We start from the raw sequence: 18,434 nt of genomic DNA, 5'->3' as shown, positions 1-18,434 counted from the left end.
GAAGGGTTCACTGGCCGCTGCGGGCGTGGGTCTCGGAATGCAGTTCCGATTCCTGCGCCCGTTGCGCGTGGTAGGCCAGGATCTGCAGTTCGGTGGCCATATCCACTTTGCGCACTTCGACGCCTGCCGGGACCTGCAGGACGACGGGCGCAAAACTGAGAATGCTGCGCACGCCGGCCTGCACCAGCTTGTCGCACAATTCCTGCGCCACCCGGGCTGGCACCGCGAGCACGACCATGTTGGCCCCGGTCCGGGCCAGGACCTTTTCCAGATCCGCGACGCCGCTGACCTTGAGCCCGCCGACGTCGGAGCCGATCACGGCGGGGTCGGCGTCGAAAATGGCGGCAACTTCGAAGCCTCTGGTGGTGAAGCCGGAATAGCCTGCCAGGGCGCGCCCGAGGTTGCCGGCACCGACGATGGCGACCCGCCAGTCCTGGGTCAGGCCCAGCCGTGCGGCAATAGTCCGCGTGAGCAACTGGACCTCGTAGCCGACACCGCGCGTTCCGTAGGAACCCAGATAGGACAAGTCCTTGCGCAGCATGGCTGACTTCACGCCGACGGCCTCGGCCAGCTCCTCGGACGACACACGCTCCACGCCTTCGGCGAGCAGGGAGTTCAACGCGCGCAGGTAGATGGTCAGCCGGGCGACGGCAGCAGGAGGAATATGCCGGCCGGCCGTCTCCGGCCCCGCAAAGGGACCTGAAGGATCCTGGGTAGTCACGGTGCGGTCCTCACGGTATCGGTCTGTATCCCAACATTATGGCTTCGGTCGGGTTGCCACTAATCAGCCTGGGCGGCTCAGGCTGTGAGCAGGCGCCGGAGCCGGTCCGGATCGATATGCCAGAAGTCCCGCTGGACGCCGTCGATCATGACCACGGGAATCTCCTCCGCGAAGCGCCGCTCGAGCTCTGCGTCGTCGAGGATCGATTGTTCCCGCCACGGTATCCGCAGTTCCCCCGCCACTTCTGCCACCGTACGGCGCGCAGCCTCGCACAAGTGGCAACCAGGTTTGGTCAGCAGCAGCAGGTCGTGCGCCGGGGCCGGTGAGTCAGTCATGGCTCCAACGTAGCCTGTCCGGCAGGCGCGGCGCCAAAGAAGGGCCGGCCGCGATGGCGGAGCGCCTGCGGCACCCGGCACCGGTCGCTAGACTCGAACCATGCCGACAGCCGCCCAGGACCCTGCCGCCCGCACCACTGGTCCACCGGATCGGCAGGCAGCTGCAGCCTTTTTCGACGTCGACAACACCCTGATGCGCGGAGCCAGCCTCTTCCACGTGGCCCGGAAAATGCACCAGCGCGGGGCCTTCCGGCTCCGCGACGCCGCCGGCTTCGCGCTCAAGCAGGGACGCTTCCTGCTCCGCGGCGAAAACCTCAAGGACATCCATTCCGTGCGGGACTCCGCGATGGCACTGGGCGCGGGACTGCTGGTCAGCGATGTGAAGGCCCTGGGCGAGGAAGTCTACGACGAGATCATCGCCTCCAAAATCTGGCCGGGCACGCGCGCCCTGGCCGACCAGCATCTGCGCGCCGGCCGCCGCGTCTGGCTGGTCACGGCCACTCCCCTACCCGTCGCCCAGGTCATTGCGGACCGGCTCGGCCTGACCGGCGCCCTCGGCACCGTAGGGGAAATCGCCGACGGCGCCTACACCGGGCAACTCGTGGGCGAAATCCTGCACGGCGCCGCCAAGGCAGAGGCCGTGGCGGAACTGGCCCGGCTGGAAGGGCTCCGGCTGGACCGGTGCTGGGCCTACAGCGATTCCTACAACGATGTGCCGCTGCTGTCCTTGGTCGGCAACCCGGTCGCCATCAATCCGGATTCCAGGTTGCGCCGGCACGCCCGCGAGCACAATTGGCCGGTCTACGACTTCCGCAGCGGCCGAAGGGCGGCCACCCTCGGCCTGAAGGCAGCGACCGGCGCCGGAGCGGTCTACGGCCTCTGGCGCGGCCTGAGCAAGGTCCGCCGCCCGCACGTCTGAGGCGTGGCCAGGCCGGTTAAAAGCAGCAGGTCCGCCCGGTGGTTTCCCTGGCGGACCTGCTGGAAGCTTGCGCTGCAGCGGCTACTTCTTGTTGCGGCGCTGGTGGCGGGTCTTGCGAAGCAGCTTACGGTGCTTCTTCTTGGCCATACGCTTGCGGCGCTTCTTGATAACTGAACCCACGAGTTCCTCACAAATCACTTCGGTTGACATCCACCGGCCATGACTGCCCGGAAACAGGCCGGCAGGCAAGCGGATTCTTACGACGACGTAAAACGTTCCTTAACAGGGTAACGCCTAAACCGGAACAGTTTTGACGCCGGCCCGCCGTCCTGGCCGGACCGCAGGCGCCGAGCCACGGTCAGGCGGTGCCGCTTTGTCTGTCGACGACTGCACCCTGCACATACTGCTCCACCGCTGACTCGGGCACCCGGTAGGAGCGGCCGAAACGGACGGCGGGCAGGTCGCCGGCATGGACCAGGCGGTAGACGGTCATCTTGGAGACGCGCATGACTTCGGCAACCTCCGCCACCGTGAGGAAGCGGACGTTCGAGAAGTTTTTCTCCTCAGCCATTGCGCATCAAATCCTTTTTACTCCAGGCAGACTCCACGGCGTGCCGCCTTGCCGAGCGAAGTAAGTACCGTCTAAGTCGATACTCTAGAGGTACAAGAGACCAAAGTGAAAGTTGTCCTTGTTGCTTAACCGTTAGATGACATGGGCATTCTTAGCTGGCCGCCATGCGGCTGCGGCCGGAGGCTGCGGCCAGCTGCTCCAGCACCAGCTCTGTGGTCTCCCATCCCATGCAGCGTCGGTCACGCTTTGGCCGTACACCAGCTCGGCCTCGCCGGCTGCCACCGCTGCCACGTCCAGCTTCTGGGCGCCGCCGGCCAGGAAGCTCTCCAGCATGACGCCGGCCAAGGCGCGCGAAGCCGGTTCCGCGGTTTCCACTTGCGCCGCCAGCTCCAGCGCCACCTCGGCCTGCCGATGGTGGCTCTTCCCGCTGTTGGCGTGGCTGGCATCAACGATCACACGCGGGTTCAGGCCGGCAGCGGCCAGCTTGCCGGACGCATCAAGCACGCTCGACGCCGCGTAATTGGGTCCGGCGCTGCCGCCGCGCAGGATCACGTGAGTATCCGGGTTGCCAGGCGCGGAGACCAAAGCCGCACGGCCGTCGTCGTCCATGCCCAGGTACGCCTGCGCGGCCGCCGCTGCCTGGCAGGCGTCGATCGCCACCTGGATGCCGCCGTCGGTCCCGTTCTTGAACCCCACCGGCAGTGGCAGGCCCGCGGCCAGCTGGCGGTGGATCTGGCTCTCCGTGGTCCGGGCGCCAACCGCACCCCAGCTGACCAGGTCGGACAGGTAGGGGGCGCTGACCGGTTCCAGGAACTCCGTGGCCACCGGCAGGCCCAGCGCGGTGACGTCCAGCAGGAAGCGGCGGGCCGTGCGCAGCCCGGCTGCCACATCATGCGATCCATCCAGCTGGGGATCGTTGATCAGGCCCTTCCAGCCGACCGTCGTGCGCGGCTTCTCGAAGTACGTCCGCATGACAATGAGCAGCTCGGAGCTGTGCCGCCGGGCGGCCTCCGCCAGCCGCGCGGCGTAGTCCAGTCCCGCCTCCGGGTCATGGATCGAACAAGGCCCGGCGATCACCAGCAAGCGGTCGTCCAGGCCGTTGAGGATCGCCCGGATGCCTGCACGTCCGCGTTCGACGGCGGCAATCGCCCCGGGGGCAGCCGGCAGTTCCGCGGCGGTTTCCGCGGGCGCAGGCAGCACGGTGAAGGACCGGGCGCCGAGGGAAGAGCTGTGGTCGGCGGCGAGGCTGGATAGTGTCATGGCGGGTTCCCGTCTTCGATGATGGCGGGACCGGCAGCCCCAGAACCCGCCGTGGAAATGGCGAAGGGCAGAGATTGCTCTCTGCCCTGTTGGCTCTGGAGGTTCGTTGGTTGCGTATGCCGCTAGGCAGTCACGTCAGGCCCCTCCAGAGCCAACGGAAAATACGCATACCAACGGGTTGTCATGCTGCGAGGTTATGCCCGGCGCGTCCGCGGAGGCCAGAATATGACCCGATATGACGCGCGGGCTACCTGACGCTGCCCGCCGCAGGCGGTTCGATGCCGGCCAGGAAAGCGGCCCCGAAGGCCGGAGCACGGTCCAACTGCCGCACGCCGCGGATGCCGGCGCCGGCGACCGCAGCAGCGATCCCCTCGGCAATCCGGGGGACGTTGGTGCCGATGCCGCCGCCGAGGATCACCGGGCCGGCGCTGCCGATCTGCCGGGCGACCTGGAGGACCAGCCCGGACAGGTGCCGGACCGCGTCGTCGACCAGGGCGGCTGCCGCGCCGCCGTGCTCCGCGGCCTCGATGACAAGCCGGGCACGTTGGGCCCAGTAGGCACGCCCGGCTCCGCCGTGGAAGGCCGCAATCAGCTCTGCGGGTTCGGCGAGGCCGCAGTCCGCCAACAGTGCGCGGGTCAGGGCGTCCGGAGCTAGCCCCTGGTCGCGGCGGCGCAGCGCGTGGCGGACGGCCTCGCGTGCCAGCCAGTAGCCGCTGCCTTCGTCGCCCAGCAGGTATCCCCAGCCGCCGGCGCGGGCTTCGCGCCCTGCCCCGTCGGTACCCCAGGCGGCGGTACCCGTGCCGACGATGACGGCTATGCCGCTGCGCGCACCGCCGGCAGCCAGGATGAGTCGCGAGTCATGCACGACGTGGATCCTGGCCCCGGGCGCGAGGGGAGCAATCAGCGAAACCAGGGCACCGGCGTCGTCCGCGGTATCGACGCCCCCGGCACCGGCGACCACTGCCCGGGCGCCCGCTCCCACCGCGGCAAAAACTTCCCTCAGCGCGGCCGCGGCCTCCGCGCGGGAGACGTTCTGCACATTCGCGCTGGCCGCTACCGCCTCGGCCGCCGGCATGCCGTCCTCGAAACGGACGGCATGCGTCTTGCTGCCGCCGATGTCGAGCCCGATGAGCACTTCCGCCATGGGCCCGAGCCTACCGCCCTGCCGCTAGATGACTCCCAGTGCGAGCATCGCGTCGGCGACGCGCTTGAAGCCGTCGATGTTGGCGCCGGCCACGTAGTTGCCCGGCATGCCGTATTCCTCGGCCGTGGCGGCGCAGCTTTCATGGATGTTGACCATGATGTCGGTGAGCCGCTCTTCGGTGTGCTCGAAGGACCAGGCGTCGCGGCTGGCGTTTTGCTGCATCTCCAGGGCGGAGGTGGCGACACCGCCGGCGTTCGCGGCCTTGCCCGGTCCGAACAGGATCCCCGCTTCCTGGAACATGGCGGTGGCTTCGGCGGTGCAGGGCATGTTGGCGCCTTCGGCCACGGCGACCAGGCCAGAGGCCAGCAGTTTGGCAGCGTTCTTGTCATTGAGTTCGTTCTGCGTGGCGCAGGGCAGGGCGACGGTGGCGTCGACATCCCACACCGAGCCGTCGGCCACGTAGCTCACGGAGGCGCCGCGCCGCTCGGCGTACTCGGAGATCCGGCCGCGCTCGACCTCCTTGATCTGGCGGAGGAGTTCGACGTCGATTCCCGCCTCGTCCACGACGTAACCGCCGGAGTCGGAGGCGGTGACCACGCTGGCGCCCAGCGCCTGGGCCTTGGCGATGGCGTTGATCGCCACATTGCCGGAGCCGGAGACAGCCACGCGCTGGCCGTCGAAGCTCTGGCCGCGGGTCTTGAGCATTTCCTCGGCGAACAGCACGGCACCGTAGCCGGTAGCCTCCGGACGGACCAGCGAGCCGCCCCAGCCGATTCCCTTGCCGGTGAGCACGCCGGACTCGTAGCGGTTGGTGATGCGCTTGTACTGGCCGAAGAGGTAGCCGATCTCGCGGCCGCCCACGCCGATGTCGCCGGCGGGAACGTCGGTGTACTCGCCGATGTGGCGGTAAAGCTCGGTCATGAAGGACTGGCAGAAGCGCATGACCTCGGCGTCGGACTTGCCGCGCGGGTCGAAGTCCGCTCCACCCTTGCCGCCGCCGATGGGCATGCCGGTCAGCGCATTCTTGAAGATCTGTTCAAAGCCCAGGAACTTGACGATGCCCAGGTACACCGAGGGGTGGAAGCGCAGGCCGCCCTTGTACGGGCCGAGGGCGGAATTGAACTCCACCCGGAAGCCGCGGTTGATCTGGACCTTGCCGGCGTCGTCGACCCACGGGACGCGGAAGATGATTTGCCGCTCCGGCTCGCAGATCCGCTGCAGGATCGCGGCATCGGCGTACTCCGGGTGCCGGGCCGAAAGCGGCACCAGGGACTCGAAGACTTCGTTGACGGCTTGGTGAAACTCGGTCTCTCCGGGGTTGCGGCGGAAAACTTCGTCACGGATTTCGAGCAATTGGGCGTCCATCAGCCTGCTCCTTCTTTCACGAATAGCGCACGCAGCCGGCGTGCAGGGACCGACTACCGATGGAACCACAATAAGTCGTCAAAAATGAAAACACGCACGAAACGTCGGGGTAGGCGTGTGTAACGAAACCGGCGCTGGGTCCTGCCGGTCAAGGGCGCCGGCTGCGCCTCAATTTCGGCAGGTGGGCCAGCAGGTCCGCCGCCTGTTTGGCTGCCTGGTTGGCTGCCTGGCCGAGGGAACGACCGAGCGGGGCCGCGCCCGCGACGTCGCCTTCCGCTTCCGGAGCCAGAGCAGCGGGGCCGGGCACCAAGGCAACGGCGGGCGGCAGCACCTCGCGCACGGGAGCTGCGGCCGGCCCCAGCCCGAAGGACGCAACCCAGTCGGCGACGTCCTGGAGCGGACCGGGCTGCAGCCCGTAGTAGCGCTTCTGCCCTTGGGCACGCATGGTCACGAGGCCGGCTTCGCGGAGCACCTTCAGATGCTTGGACACGGTAGGCTGGCTGACTTCGAGTTCGTCCACGAGCTCGCCCACGGCCTTGTCGCCGTCGCGGAGGGATCCGAGGATTTCCCGCCGGGTGCCCTCCGCAATCACAGCGAAGACATCATCGATGACCATCCCATTACCCTAACCGTATATACCGCTGGTGGCATCCCCATTCCGCGCGTGCCGTGGCATCGGCCCGGTCAATCGAACCAAGGATCGAGACCGTGCAGCGGAAAGATCTCCTTCCGGGTGGCCATGACGGTGCGGTCCACTTCGTCGTTGGGGTCGTAGCCCACTTCCCAGGAGCGCCACCAGAGCCGGGCATCGTCGTGCATGGCCAGCGGACCATCCACTCCGTAGCGGTCGCGGACATAGTCGCGCCACGGCTTGGGCACCTCTGTCTGGAGGGGAACCGGCTGCCCCGAAACGATGGCCAGCAAGTGCGTCCAGGCCCTGGGCACGACGTCGAAAATGTCATACCCGCCGCCGCCGGTAGCCAACCACCGGCCCCCGCACAGCTGGTTGGCGAGATCGGCGACGTCAAGCATCATCTGCCGCTGCGCGTCCACGCTGAGGCGAAGGCTGCTGAGCATGTCGCGGGCGTGGCCGTCGCAGCCGTGCTGGCTGACAATCACTTCCGGCTGGAAGGCTCCGGCCAGCTGGGGCACGACGGCGTGGAAGGCCCGCATCCAGGCCGCGTCGCCGGTCCGCGGCGGAAGCGCAACATTGACCGCCGAGCCCAGAGCCTCCGGGCCACCTGCCTCGCTGGCGAATCCGGTGCCCGGAAAGAGGGTCCGTCCCGTTTCATGCAGGGAGATCGTCATCACCCGCGGGTCGTTCCAAAAGATGCTCTGGGTGCCGTCCCCGTGGTGGGCGTCCACGTCCACATAGAGCACCCGCTGCACGCCGCCGTCGAGCAGCCGCTGGATGCCAACGGCGCAGTCGTTGTAGATGCAGAAGCCGCTGGCGTTGCCGCGGGCCGCATGGTGCAGGCCGCCGCCGAAGTTCACCGTGTGCAGCGCCCGTCCGGCCAGCAGGGACTCGGCCAACTGCAGCGTTCCCCCGGCCAGCCGCGCACTGGCCTCGTGCATGCCCTCGAACACCGGATCGTCCTCGGTACCGAGACCTCGGGCCTCGTCCGGCTCGTCCGGGTTGGCGCTCACCTTGCGCACGGCCTGGACGTAGTCCGCATCGTGCACCGACTCCAACTGGGCATCCGTGGCGACGGCCGGCTCCAGCACGGTGACGTTGCCGCGGTCCAGGATCCCGAACTCCGAAGCGAGGCGGGCGGTCAGCTCAAGCCGGACCGGCGACATGGGATGCTGGGGGCCGAAGTTGTATGCCAGCATCGACTCGCTCCAGACGATCTCTGTCGGAATGGCTGCTGCTGGGTTCTCGGACATCAGGGACAGGCTACGCGAATCGGGTCCGCGGTGCATGATTCTGCTCACTGTGACGAACCCGAGGATGATTTACTACTGCTAGAACTGCCACCCTTCCCCAAACAACCATCAGAAGCAGAGTCATGACACTGAACCGGCCGCCCCGGCTGCAGCAAGGCAACGGGCTGCGCTCAGTCTTCGGCAACATCCGGGACTTCGTGGACCAAGTGGCCAACAGTTCCCCCGCCCGGCTCGCCCTGATCGTGTATGCCGCCGTCGTCCTTGTCTTCGCCGGCCTGCTGTCCCTGCCGATTGCCGCGGCAGACGGGCAGGTCACGCCCCTGCACGACGCCGTGTTCACGGCCGCCTCCGCCGTCTGCGTCACCGGGCTCACGGTTGTTTCGACGGCGGTGCACTGGACCTTCTTCGGACAGGCGGTCATCCTGCTCGGCATCTTCATCGGCGGCCTGGGGACCCTGACCCTCGCCTCTATGCTGGCCCTGATGGTGAGCAAGCGGCTCGGCGTCCGAGGCAAGCTGATCGCCCAGCAGGCGATGAACAATGCAGGGCGGCTTGGCGAAGTCGGCACGCTGCTGCGGATCGTCATCACCACCTCTGTGCTGATCGAACTCGGCTTGGCGCTGATGCTGATCCCCCGGTTCATGATGCTGGGTGAGCCGTTCGGCCAAGCCGTCTGGCACGGCTTCTTCTACGCCATCTCGGCCTTCAACAATGCCGGCTTCACACCGCACTCGGACGGACTCGTACCGTACGAGACGGACGAGTGGATCCTGGTTCCGCTCATGATCGGCGGTTTCCTCGGCAGCCTCGGCTTCCCGGTCGTGATGGTGCTGCTGGAACGCGGCTGGCGGTACCGGAACTGGAACCTGCACACCAAGCTGACCATCGAGGTCTCGCTCATCCTGCTGGTTGTCGGTGCCCTCGCCTGGGGCGCCATGGAGTGGAACAATCCCGAGACCATCGGCGGCCTGAGCGTCTGGGACAAGATGCTCAACTCGGTGTTCGCGTCCGTGATGACCCGCTCCCTGGGTTTCAACCTGGTGGACATGAACCAGATCGAGGCCAGCACCCTCCTGCTCTCCGACGCCCTGATGTTTGCCGGCGGCGGCTCGGCGTCCACGGCCGGCGGCATCAAGGTGACGACCATCGCCATCGTCTTCCTCGCCATCGCGGCCGAAGCGCGCGGCAACAGGGACGTGACCGTGCATGGCAGGACGGTTGCGGAAGGCGCGATGCGCGTGGCCATCTCCGTGATCGTCATGGGTGCCACCTTCGTCGCCCTCGCCGCCGGCACGCTGCTGGCCATCTCCGGCGAATCCCTCGACCGGGTGCTGTTCGAAGTCATCTCGGCCTTCGCCACCGTCGGGTTGAGCACCAACCTCAGCGCGGAACTTCCGCCCGAGGGCAAGTACGTGCTCTGTATCCTGATGTTCGCGGGCCGCGTGGGCACCATAACCCTGGCCTCCGCCCTGGCGCTGCGCGAGCGGCGCCAGCTGTACCACTACCCGGAAGAAAGGCCGATCATTGGCTGACAGATCCTCAGGCAACCGCCCTGCCCACAACGCCCCGGTGCTCGTCGTCGGCTTGGGCCGGTTCGGGGCTGCCACTGCCGAGCAGCTGGTCAAGCAAGGGCGCGAAGTCCTGGCCATCGAACGGGACCCCGCGCTGGTCCAGAAATGGTCGGACCAGCTGACCCACGTCGTCGAGGCCGATGCCACGAACATCGACGCCTTGCGCCAGCTGGGCGCCCAGGACTTCACCTCCGCCGTCGTCGGCGTGGGCACCTCCATCGAATCCTCGGTGCTGATCACGGTGAACCTCGTGGACCTGGGCATCGAGCACCTCTGGGTCAAGGCCATCACCGCCTCCCACGGAAAGATCCTGACCCGGATCGGCGCCAACCACGTGATCTACCCGGAAGCGGATGCCGGCCGGCGCGCCGCCCACCTGGTCGGCGGGCGCATGCTGGACTTCATCGAGTTCGACGACGGCTTCGCCATCGTGAAGATGTACCCGCCCAAGGAAACGCAGGGCTTCACCCTCGGCGAATCCGAAGTCCGGTCGAAGTACGGAGTGACGGTTGTCGGCGTGAAGTCACCGGGCGAAGACTTCACCTACGCGCGGCCGGAAACCAAGGTCTCCGGCCGCGACATGCTCATCGTCTCGGGCCACGTCGACCTGCTGGAACGCTTCGCGGCGCGGCCCTAACGGGTCAGGCCAGTTCCTTTGACAGTTGGGCAGCACGGTCCGCCGCAGCCCGTGCGCCGGCGGCGATGACAGCGGGCAGTCCGGCTTCGTCGAAGACGGCGATGGCGCGTTCGGTCGTGCCGTTGGGGCTGGTGACGGCCTTCCGGAGGGCGGCGGGATCCGCTCCTTCCTCCGCGAGCATGGCACCGGCGCCCGCGACGGTCTGCCTGGCCAGAGCCAGCGCGAGCCCGGGCTCCAGCCCCAGTTCCACACCGGCGTTGGCCATCGCCTCAGCCAAATAGAACGCGTAGGCCGGACCGGATCCGCTGACGGCGGACACCGCGTCCAGCTGGTCCTCCGGGACCACCACCACGGTTCCCGCTCCGGAGAACAGCTCTTCGGCGAGCTTGAGCTGTTCCGTTCCGGCATGGGTTCCCGCCGAAATTCCGACGGCGCCGCGTCCCACCTTCAGCGGGGTGTTGGGCATGCTGCGCACCAGCGGCTGGCCGGCAGGCAACGCCGCTTCCATGGTCGCCACGGTGATGGCGGCAGCAACACTGACGACGACGGTGTCCGGCGCCAGCGCTCCGGACACCTCCCGGCACAGCTGGGCAATGCCAGCGGGCTTGACGCCCAGTACGACGAGCCGAGCACCTTGGACGGCTTTGGTGTTGGCTTCGGCGTCCTCGCTCTCGGCCAGTACGGTCAGCCCGGGATACCGCCCGCGCAGTTCCTCGGCTCGCTCGCTGCGGCGCACGGTCGCGGTGACGGTCCGGACGTCCGTGCCGCCGGCCAGCAGGCCCGCGAGGACGGCCTCGTTCATGGAGCCGCAGCCGAGGAAAACGGTGCGGCCGGACGATGGCGTGGAAGTCTCTGCAGTCATGGTGCCATTGAACCACGCTGTCCTGCGCCCTCCGGCCCGGCGCGATTCACAGGCTTCTCCCAGCTTCTTAAGGGTTGGGACCCAAGCTCGGCCCCTACAGTCGTTACTACCTCATAAAGGTGCGAGTGATTAGGGATCAGGCTTTTCGCTTGATCCAGGTGCCGGCAGGTACGCGGATGTCTCCCCCAACCGTCCGCTGAACCTGCCGGCGCTTCTCTTTAACCGCCGACCGGGTCCGCACCGGCGGCGAAGTTCCGGTCAGCCCTCGAGGCCGATGACCTCCAGCCGGCCTTCAGGCCCGGCGATGACGAGGATGCGGGCCGCCGAAACACCGTCCAGCGCCCGTTCCAGCCGTGCGGCCGCGGGCTCCGGCTGTTCCGGCACGGCGTCCGCCTCCAGGCCTGTCCCGGTTGGAGAACGGCGCCAGACAGTGACGCGGGCTCCGGTCAGCTCCTTGGCGGCCTGCAGCCATGGTTCGGGATCTCCAGCCGCGACAAGGAGAATCCGGCTGATGCCGCGGTTACCGCCCGGCGCTTGGGAAGGTCCGGCCGGACGTTCATGCCTCCACACGCTGTAGTGGTAGCCGGCGGCCAGACCCGTCGCCGCCAGCAGGCCGAAGGGCGCCCGGATGCGGTCCACCAGGCTCCCCGGCGTCGTGCCGTCAAGCAGGAGTTCGAAGACCCGGTAACCGATCACCAGCAGCGTCACCAGTGCCACCACGGCGCTCACGCCGAACACGATGATCAGATAGACCTTGCGCCCGGCGGGCTCCTGCAAGCCCTCCGGGCCGTCTGGCCGGCCGTGCTTCCCGGGGCGCCAGCTGCGCCACCACAGGGGGCCGCCGACGGCCAGGGCGCTGATCCCTCCAAGCAAGAGGGTCCGGGGGCTGGTCCCCGCAAGGGCGCTGCCCGTGATGGCCAGGAGCGAATTCACGACGACGCCGACGCCGGTCGCGGCAGCTGCCAGCGCCACCCCGCACACCACCAGTCGTGCTGCTTCCCTGGTCGCCGCCGTCCGCCCGGCGGCGATGCCCCGGTGGTAGATCCACACGCAGGTGCCCACTGTGCCGGCGGCGAGCGCGAACCCGAGCGGTCCCAGCAGTTCTCCCGCCGGTTCGGAACGGTCGAAGGCCAGCCGGAGGAGCACGAACAGCAGCGTGCCCCAGCCGGCAACTGCCAGGACGCACGCACCAAGGATTCCCGTGACCACCAGCGCCACGTCGGCAAGGCCGGAATGCAGGCGCAGGCCGGCCTGCCGGAACCAGTGCCACCACCAGAGGAGGACGCCGGCGGCGGCCCAGAGCAACGCCTGGACGGCGAGCACCCACCAGGGCTTGCCGACCGCCGTCGTACCGGCCAGTGATTCCGCCGCCGTGTCGAACAGGAGGGCCAGGCCGGTCACCGCACCTCCGGTACCGATCACCAGGCCGTAGACCGTGCCCCCGACCGTGGGAACCTCGGCCAACCGGACGGGCCCTTTGGCCGGATGCAGCCACATCCAGCGGTGCCAGATCCAGACCCCGCCCCAGACCAAGGCGCCGGCGATGCCGGTTCCCCAGCCCACAGTCCGTCCGGCGACGAGGTCGGAGAGCACCGACAACAGGGAGGTTGCCGCAACGATCATCGACACGACGTACATGGCGCTGGCGTACAGGCCCCAGGCCAGCGAGGAACGCTCGGAGGGTTCGCCCAGCCTGCGCCAGACGGACCACCATAAAGCCAGTGCCAGCGGCCCGCCGACCAGCAGGAAGGCAAAACCCTGAGCCAGGCCGGTGACATCGCCCGCCACGAGTTCGGAACCGGCACCGAGCAGCCGGCCCAGCAGGTTTGCGGCGCCACTGGCTGCAATGACGACGAGGACGAAGAGCAGGGTGAAGACGACCAGGCGGCGGACCGTCCGCTGCATCCCCGTCGCCGGCGAAACCGCCGGTGCCAGTTCCCGGGTCACGGTGCCGCGGCCTTATTGGTGCACAAGGCGAACTGCCAGGGTGCGGATTCCACCAGCCACCGGCCGTCCTCTTTCACAAGATCGAAGACCTCCTCAGTCTCGTATTCGGAGGCGCCGAACGGTCCGCCGTCGCTGGACGTCACGATGAGCACCTTCACGTCGGCCGAGTCTTCCCGCTCCACCGTGGAGAGGAGCGACACCCGCACGTTGTCCGAGTACGGCTGTTCGAGGTTGTCGCAGCGCTTGCGGGCGGCCTCCGTGAGGTACTCCGCCGCGGCATCCTCGTCGCCGTCGATGATCGCGGCGGTATAGCGCTGGACGATACCGGCCGGTGTTCCGGCATCCAGAAGTTTCGGCTCTCCCCGGGTGAAGACCACGGCGAGTGCCGCCGCCACCAGCACTGCAATCAGCACCAGGATTACCGTCAATAGGCGCCGCGGGCGGGTGCCGGAGTCATTCATGGCATCAGTATGACCGACCGGCGCCCCGTGCACTACGGCCTCAAGGCACCGGCTTTGGACGGACTTTGATGGGCGGCGGGCAGGCGCCCCTACGGCCTGACGTTGCCGTTGGCCAAGGCCGGCTGGATCGCTTTCTGGACCAGGGCGGTGCCCACCGGCCGCACCGGGGCGTCGCTGTCGTAGAGGAGATGGTCGAACCGCTTGAGGATCAGCCCCTCGCGAAGGGCCCACGGGCAGATCAACAGGGTTTCGACGTCGAACATTTCCATGGCCGCCTCTGCCACCATGGCACCGGCCAGCAGCTGCGGTGCCCGGATCCGGGAAACGCCCGGCAGGTGGACCCTGTCCTCCACCGGCATCGCGACCAGCCGCTGGGTCCACAGCGAAAGGTCTTTGCGGCGCAGCTCCCGGCGGACGTACGGGCCGGCCGCCGAGGGCGCGGCCCCGGTGATGCGGGCGAGCGACCGGAAGGTCTTGGACGTCCCGGTGACCAGGTCCGGTGTGCCCAGGCCGTCGAACTGCCGGACCGCCGGTTCAAGAGTTGACCTGATGTAGTTCCGCAGGTCCTTGACGCTCCCGGCCGTCGGCGGATCCGTGGGCAGCCACTCGCGGGTCAGCCGTCCGGCGCCCAGCGGCACGGAGACGGCCACGTCCGGCTGCTCGTCGTGGCCCATGGCCATTTCGAAGGAGCCGCCGCCGATGTCGAGGTCCAGCACCGTTCCGGCGCCCCAGCCATACCACCGGCGCACAGCCACCAGCGTCATGGCCGCTTCCTCCGGCCCGCTCAGCTCCTGCAGCTCGACTCCGGCTTCCGCCTGCACCTTCGCCAGCACAGTCTCGCCATTGGCTGCCTCGCGGATGGCCGAGGTGCAGAATGCCAGCATGTCTTCGGCGCTGTGCTGCACTGCGAAGGCCCACGCCTCGCGGACGAAGGACACCAGCTCCCGCTGGCCTTCCTCGTTGATGTTGCCGGCCCGGTCCAGGTACGCGACCAGGGACAGCGGCCGCTTGTGCGAGGCGAACGGCACGGGCCGCGCCCCTGGGTGGGCATCCACGAGCAGCAGGTGGACGGTGTTGGAACCGATGTCGAGGACGCCTAGACGCATGTTCCCATTATGTCGTCCGCGCCGCGGCCACGCTGCACGGAAGCTGGATCCGACGACACACTTGGCAAGACTGGCTGGGCCATGCCGCCTACTTCTTGGCGGCAGCCTTGCGCCGGGTGGCCGGCTTCGTGGCCGGGCCCTTAGCCCGCTTCTCCTTCAGCAGGTCGATGGCCTGCTCCCGGGTCAGCTCCTCGATGGTCATCGAACGAGGTACCGTGATGTTGGTGACGCCATCGGTGATGTAGGGGCCGAAGCGGCCCTCCTTGACCACGATGTTCTTCTCCGAGACCGGGTCGACGCCGAACTCGGCCAGCGGCGGAACCGCAGCCCGCCGCCCGCGGGTCTTCGGCTGCGAGTAGATCTCCAGCGCCTGCTCGAGCGTGATCGTGAAGATCTCTTCCTCGGAGCCGATCGAGCGCGAGTCCGTGCCCTTCTTCAGGTACGGACCGAAGCGGCCGTTCTGCACCGTGATCTCGTTGCCCTCGGCGTCCGCGCCCAGCACCCGCGGCAGGCTCAGCAGCTTCAGCGCGTCCTCCAGCGTGACCGTGTCCACGCTCATGGACTTGAAGAGCGAGCCGGTCCGCGGCTTGACCTTGACCGGCTTCTTGGGCGGCTTCGGCTTGCCGTTCTTGTAGTACTCGACCGGCTGGTTGGCCAGCTCCTCCTCCGTCGGCTCGGGGATCACCTCGGTAACGTAGGCGCCGTAGCGGCCTTCCTTCGCCACGATCGTCCGCCCGGTCTCCGGGTCCTCGCCGAGCACGCGTTCGCCCGGCCCCTGGGTCTCCATCAGCTCGACGGCCTTCTCCGCCGTCAGCTCATCCGGGGCGAGGTCTTCGGGGACGTTCGCCCGCTGCGGCTCCTCGCCGCCGTCCTGGCCGGCGCGTTCGAGGTAGGGGCCGAACTTGCCCACGCGCAGCGTGATGCCGTCAGCGATGTCGATCGAATTGACCACCCTCGGGTCGATCTCGCCCAGGTCGTTGACCACGGTGTTCAGGCCGGTTTCCTGCCGGTCGCCGTAGTAGAAGTCGTTGAGCCAGTCGATGCGCTGTGCTTCGCCGTTGGCGATGCGGTCCAGGCCCTCTTCCAGCTCGGCGGTGAAGTCGTAGTCCACATAGTTGTGGAAGTGGTCCTCCAGCAGCTTCACCACGGAGAACGCGATCCAGCTCGGCACCAGGGCGGAGCCGCGCTTGCGGATGTAGCCGCGGTCCATGATCGTCGAGATCGTGGTCGCGTAGGTGGACGGGCGGCCGATGCCGCGGTTTTCCATTTCGGCCACGAGCGACGCTTCGGTGTACCGCGGCGGCGGGGACGTCTCATGTCCGACGGCGGCAATTTCCTGCGGCGCCAGTCCGTCACCTTCGGTGAGGTTCGGCAGGCGGCCACCCTCGGCGTCGTCCTGTTCATTTCGCGACGCGTCCTTGCCCTCCTCGTAGGCAGCCAGGAAGCCGGGGAAGGTGATGACCGTGCCGGAGGCGGTGAAAACGGTGTCCCGGCCATCCGAGGCCGTGGCTCCGAGCCGGACGGTGGAGGTCGAGCCCTTGGCGTCCTCCATCTGGGAGGCGACGGTGCGCTTCCAGACCAGTTCGTACAGGCGGTATTCGTCGTTGCCCAGCTGGCTGCGCACCTGGCCTGGGGTGCGGAACGAGTCGCCCGCGGGACGGATGGCCTCGTGGGCTTCCTGGGCGTTCTTGGACTTGCCCTTGTAGACGCGGCGGGCCTGCGGCACGTACTCCGGGCCGTAGAGCTCGGAGGCCTGGCGGCGCGCGGCGTTGACGGCCTGGTCGCTCAGCGCCGGCGAGTCCGTACGCATATAGGTGATGTAGCCGTTTTCGTAGAGCCGCTGCGCCAGCGACATGGTGGTCCTGGCGGAAAAGCCGAGCTTGCGCGCGGCTTCCTGCTGCAGCGTGGACGTGGTGAACGGTGCCGCCGGCCGGCGGGTGTACGGCTTGTTCTCCACTCCCCGGACGGCGAATTCGGCGCCTTCCAGAGCGCTCGCCAGCGCGGTGGCGGCGGCCTCATCCAGATGCACGGCATCGCGGGTCTTGAGCATGCCGCGGTCATCGAAGTCCCGGCCGGCCGCCACCCGGGCGCCGTCCACCTGCGCCAGCTTTGCCTTGAAGCTGCCTCCCTTGGCGGCATCCAGCGGCTGGACCGTTGCCAGCAGGTCCCAGTAGGACGCGGAGCGGAAGGCCATCCGCTCGCGCTCGCGCTCGACCACCAGCCGGGTAGCCACCGACTGGACGCGGCCGGCCGACAGCCCGGCCTTGATCTTGCGCCAGAGCACCGGCGAGAGTTCGTAGCCGAACAGCCGGTCGACGATGCGCCGGGTCTCCTGCGCGTCCACCAGGTCGGTGTCGATATCGCGCAGTTCGTTCATGGCCCGCTGGAGCGACTCGGGGGTGATTTCGGAGAAGGTCATCCGGTGCACCGGAATCTTCGGCTTCAGCACCTCCAGCAGGTGCCAGGCGATGGCCTCGCCTTCGCGGTCACCGTCAGTGGCCAGATAGAGTTCGTCGGCGTCCTTGAGCATCGACTTCAGCTCGGTGACGGTCTTCTTCTTGCCGGGTGAGACCACATAGTACGGCTCGAACCCGTTCTCGATATCGACGGCGAACTTCCCCACCGATGTCTTCTTCAGTTCGGCCGGGAGGTCGGACGGCTGGGGCAGGTCGCGGATGTGGCCAACCGACGCCGTGACCTCGAAGCCCTCGCCGAGGTACCCGGCAATGGTCTTGCTCTTGGCAGGAGACTCGACGATGACGAGTTTCTTGCCGGTCTTTTCGCGGGCCTTCGCTGGCACGTTGCTCCTACTGACAAATTGCTGTGGTTCCGGGGGTGCACCGCCGTCGTTCTGGATTGGACGGTGGCTACCTGCACTAGGGTAGCCGCAACATTAGCGCAAAACAGAAAGCGGGCAAGCACCGGGCAGACTTACGGCACCCTCAGGCGTCGTCGATATCCCCCGGCAGGAACGAGAAGACATAGTAGAGCTTCTCGGCACCTTCGCCCCGGTTGTCCGGGTTGGTCGTGGGGCTGTATTCGAGCAGGATTTCGCCGATCCGCCGCCCCAAATCCGCGCGCTGCTCCGCCGTCAGATAGAACCGCCCCGTACTCAGTGCCGCGAGGTGGCCTTCCTGGCGCCAAGTGTCAGGATTCGGCGATTCCTTGTCGCGCTTCACATACTTGCTGAGCCGTTCACGCAGGTCGTTGAGCTCAACGTCGACGACGCCGAGTGTCGCCGCGCGGCTGTCCGCCACGGAGGTCACGTCCAGCCGTCCGGCCGCTGCCTGCCAATGCCGCTCGCGCCCGTCGCCCTGGTTCGCGCTGCGCTTGACGAAGCCCCACTTTTCCAGCGCCCGCAGGTGGTAGCTCATGGCGCTCGGCGTCAGGCCGTGCCGCTGGGCCAGTTCGGTCGCCGTGGCCGGCTGCTGCGTGTCGAAAAGCTCTTCAATGACTTTCAGGCGCACCGCATGCGCCAGCGCGCGGATGGCCCTGGCATCGGAAATGTTGACCCGTTCCGCTGCGCCCGGAGACGTCTCGCCCGCAACCGGGTCCAGGGAGGGCGATGCACCTTTCGTCATGAACAGTAAGTCTATCCCGCATGGCCCCGGCGCTGTGGGCTGCTTCACGCCGGGAGAAACAATTGGC

17 protein-coding genes and 1 pseudogene are annotated in these 18,434 nt (G+C 67.8%); 3 read left to right on the top strand and 15 right to left on the bottom strand.

Annotated features, from left to right (window positions below):
- Window positions 1-7 precede the first annotated feature (7 nt).
- Together D477_RS08705 and D477_RS08700 are read right to left on the bottom strand one after the other, a co-directional pair.
- Entirely contained in the window at window positions 8-721 is a 714-nt protein-coding gene (locus D477_RS08705) for a redox-sensing transcriptional repressor Rex (RefSeq protein ID WP_005268661.1), read from the bottom strand.
- Window positions 722-798: 77 nt separating this feature from the next.
- The gene (locus tag D477_RS08700; RefSeq protein ID WP_005268660.1) at window positions 799-1,056 is read right to left on the bottom strand and encodes a glutaredoxin family protein; all 258 of its coding nucleotides are present in this window, start codon (window positions 1,054-1,056) and stop codon (window positions 799-801) included.
- Window positions 1,057-1,156: 100 nt separating this feature from the next.
- Between D477_RS08700 and D477_RS08695 the strand changes: the two genes are divergently transcribed.
- Window positions 1,157-1,975 carry an HAD family hydrolase gene (locus tag D477_RS08695; RefSeq protein ID WP_005268659.1) on the top strand — a complete coding sequence of 273 codons (819 nt, stop codon included), beginning with the start codon at window positions 1,157-1,159 and terminating at the stop codon, window positions 1,973-1,975.
- Between the two features lie 81 nt (window positions 1,976-2,056).
- On the opposite strand, the gene D477_RS21790 is transcribed toward D477_RS08695, so the two are convergent.
- The 7 genes and pseudogenes from D477_RS21790 to D477_RS08665 all read right to left on the bottom strand — a co-directional run bounded on the left by D477_RS21790 (window position 2,057) and on the right by D477_RS08665 (window position 8,202).
- Entirely contained in the window at window positions 2,057-2,155 is a 99-nt protein-coding gene (locus tag D477_RS21790; RefSeq protein WP_003792170.1) for a 30S ribosomal protein bS22, read from the bottom strand.
- Window positions 2,156-2,333: 178 nt separating this feature from the next.
- A complete protein-coding gene (locus D477_RS08690; RefSeq protein WP_005268658.1) occupies window positions 2,334-2,546 on the bottom strand; it encodes a helix-turn-helix domain-containing protein in 213 nt (70 codons plus the stop codon).
- A 151-nt stretch (window positions 2,547-2,697) separates the two neighbouring features.
- A pseudogene (locus D477_RS08685) lies at window positions 2,698-3,806 on the bottom strand (3-deoxy-7-phosphoheptulonate synthase).
- A 247-nt stretch (window positions 3,807-4,053) separates the two neighbouring features.
- Entirely contained in the window at window positions 4,054-4,950 is an 897-nt protein-coding gene (locus D477_RS08680) for an N-acetylglucosamine kinase (RefSeq protein WP_005268656.1), read from the bottom strand.
- 24 nt (window positions 4,951-4,974) lie between these two features.
- A complete protein-coding gene (gdhA, locus tag D477_RS08675) occupies window positions 4,975-6,315 on the bottom strand; it encodes an NADP-specific glutamate dehydrogenase (protein ID WP_005268655.1) in 1,341 nt (446 codons plus the stop codon).
- 148 nt (window positions 6,316-6,463) lie between these two features.
- On the bottom strand, window positions 6,464-6,931 hold the full coding sequence (locus D477_RS08670) for an ArsR/SmtB family transcription factor (RefSeq protein ID WP_005268654.1): 468 nt from the start codon (window positions 6,929-6,931) through the stop codon (window positions 6,464-6,466).
- Window positions 6,932-6,999: 68 nt separating this feature from the next.
- Window positions 7,000-8,202, bottom strand: coding sequence for an acetoin utilization protein AcuC (locus D477_RS08665; protein ID WP_043846246.1), 1,203 nt, complete (start codon window positions 8,200-8,202; stop codon window positions 7,000-7,002).
- 122 nt (window positions 8,203-8,324) lie between these two features.
- On the opposite strand from D477_RS08665, the gene D477_RS08660 reads away from it, so the two are divergent.
- Together D477_RS08660 and D477_RS08655 are read left to right on the top strand one after the other, a co-directional pair.
- Entirely contained in the window at window positions 8,325-9,734 is a 1,410-nt protein-coding gene (locus D477_RS08660) for a TrkH family potassium uptake protein (protein WP_005268652.1), read from the top strand.
- Window positions 9,735-9,771: 37 nt separating this feature from the next.
- Window positions 9,772-10,410, top strand: coding sequence for a potassium channel family protein (locus tag D477_RS08655; RefSeq protein ID WP_043846268.1), 639 nt, complete (start codon window positions 9,772-9,774; stop codon window positions 10,408-10,410).
- 4 nt (window positions 10,411-10,414) lie between these two features.
- Here the strand turns inward: D477_RS08655 and proC are convergent, their stop codons facing one another.
- The 6 genes from proC to D477_RS08625 form a co-directional block, all read right to left on the bottom strand.
- Window positions 10,415-11,272, bottom strand: coding sequence for a pyrroline-5-carboxylate reductase (proC, locus tag D477_RS08650; RefSeq protein WP_005268650.1), 858 nt, complete (start codon window positions 11,270-11,272; stop codon window positions 10,415-10,417).
- A gap of 258 nt (window positions 11,273-11,530) precedes the next feature.
- A complete protein-coding gene (locus tag D477_RS08645; RefSeq protein WP_005268649.1) occupies window positions 11,531-13,219 on the bottom strand; it encodes a DUF5671 domain-containing protein in 1,689 nt (562 codons plus the stop codon).
- Complete coding sequence (locus D477_RS08640) at window positions 13,216-13,680, bottom strand: hypothetical protein (protein WP_005268648.1); 465 nt, start codon at window positions 13,678-13,680, stop codon at window positions 13,216-13,218. The genes D477_RS08645 and D477_RS08640 overlap by 4 nt, the downstream gene beginning before the upstream one ends.
- An 89-nt stretch (window positions 13,681-13,769) precedes the next feature.
- Complete coding sequence (locus D477_RS08635; RefSeq protein WP_005268647.1) at window positions 13,770-14,786, bottom strand: Ppx/GppA phosphatase family protein; 1,017 nt, start codon at window positions 14,784-14,786, stop codon at window positions 13,770-13,772.
- Window positions 14,787-14,874: 88 nt separating this feature from the next.
- The gene (gene topA, locus D477_RS08630; protein ID WP_005268646.1) at window positions 14,875-17,586 is read right to left on the bottom strand and encodes a type I DNA topoisomerase; all 2,712 of its coding nucleotides are present in this window, start codon (window positions 17,584-17,586) and stop codon (window positions 14,875-14,877) included.
- 142 nt (window positions 17,587-17,728) lie between these two features.
- Complete coding sequence (locus D477_RS08625; protein WP_005268645.1) at window positions 17,729-18,367, bottom strand: ArsR/SmtB family transcription factor; 639 nt, start codon at window positions 18,365-18,367, stop codon at window positions 17,729-17,731.
- Window positions 18,368-18,434: the final 67 nt, after the last annotated feature.

The organism is Arthrobacter crystallopoietes BAB-32 (assembly GCF_000328305.2).
In the GTDB taxonomy this organism is placed as follows: Bacteria; Actinomycetota; Actinomycetes; order Actinomycetales; family Micrococcaceae; genus Crystallibacter; species Crystallibacter crystallopoietes_A.
This window is presented reverse-complemented; position numbering and strand designations above follow the sequence as displayed.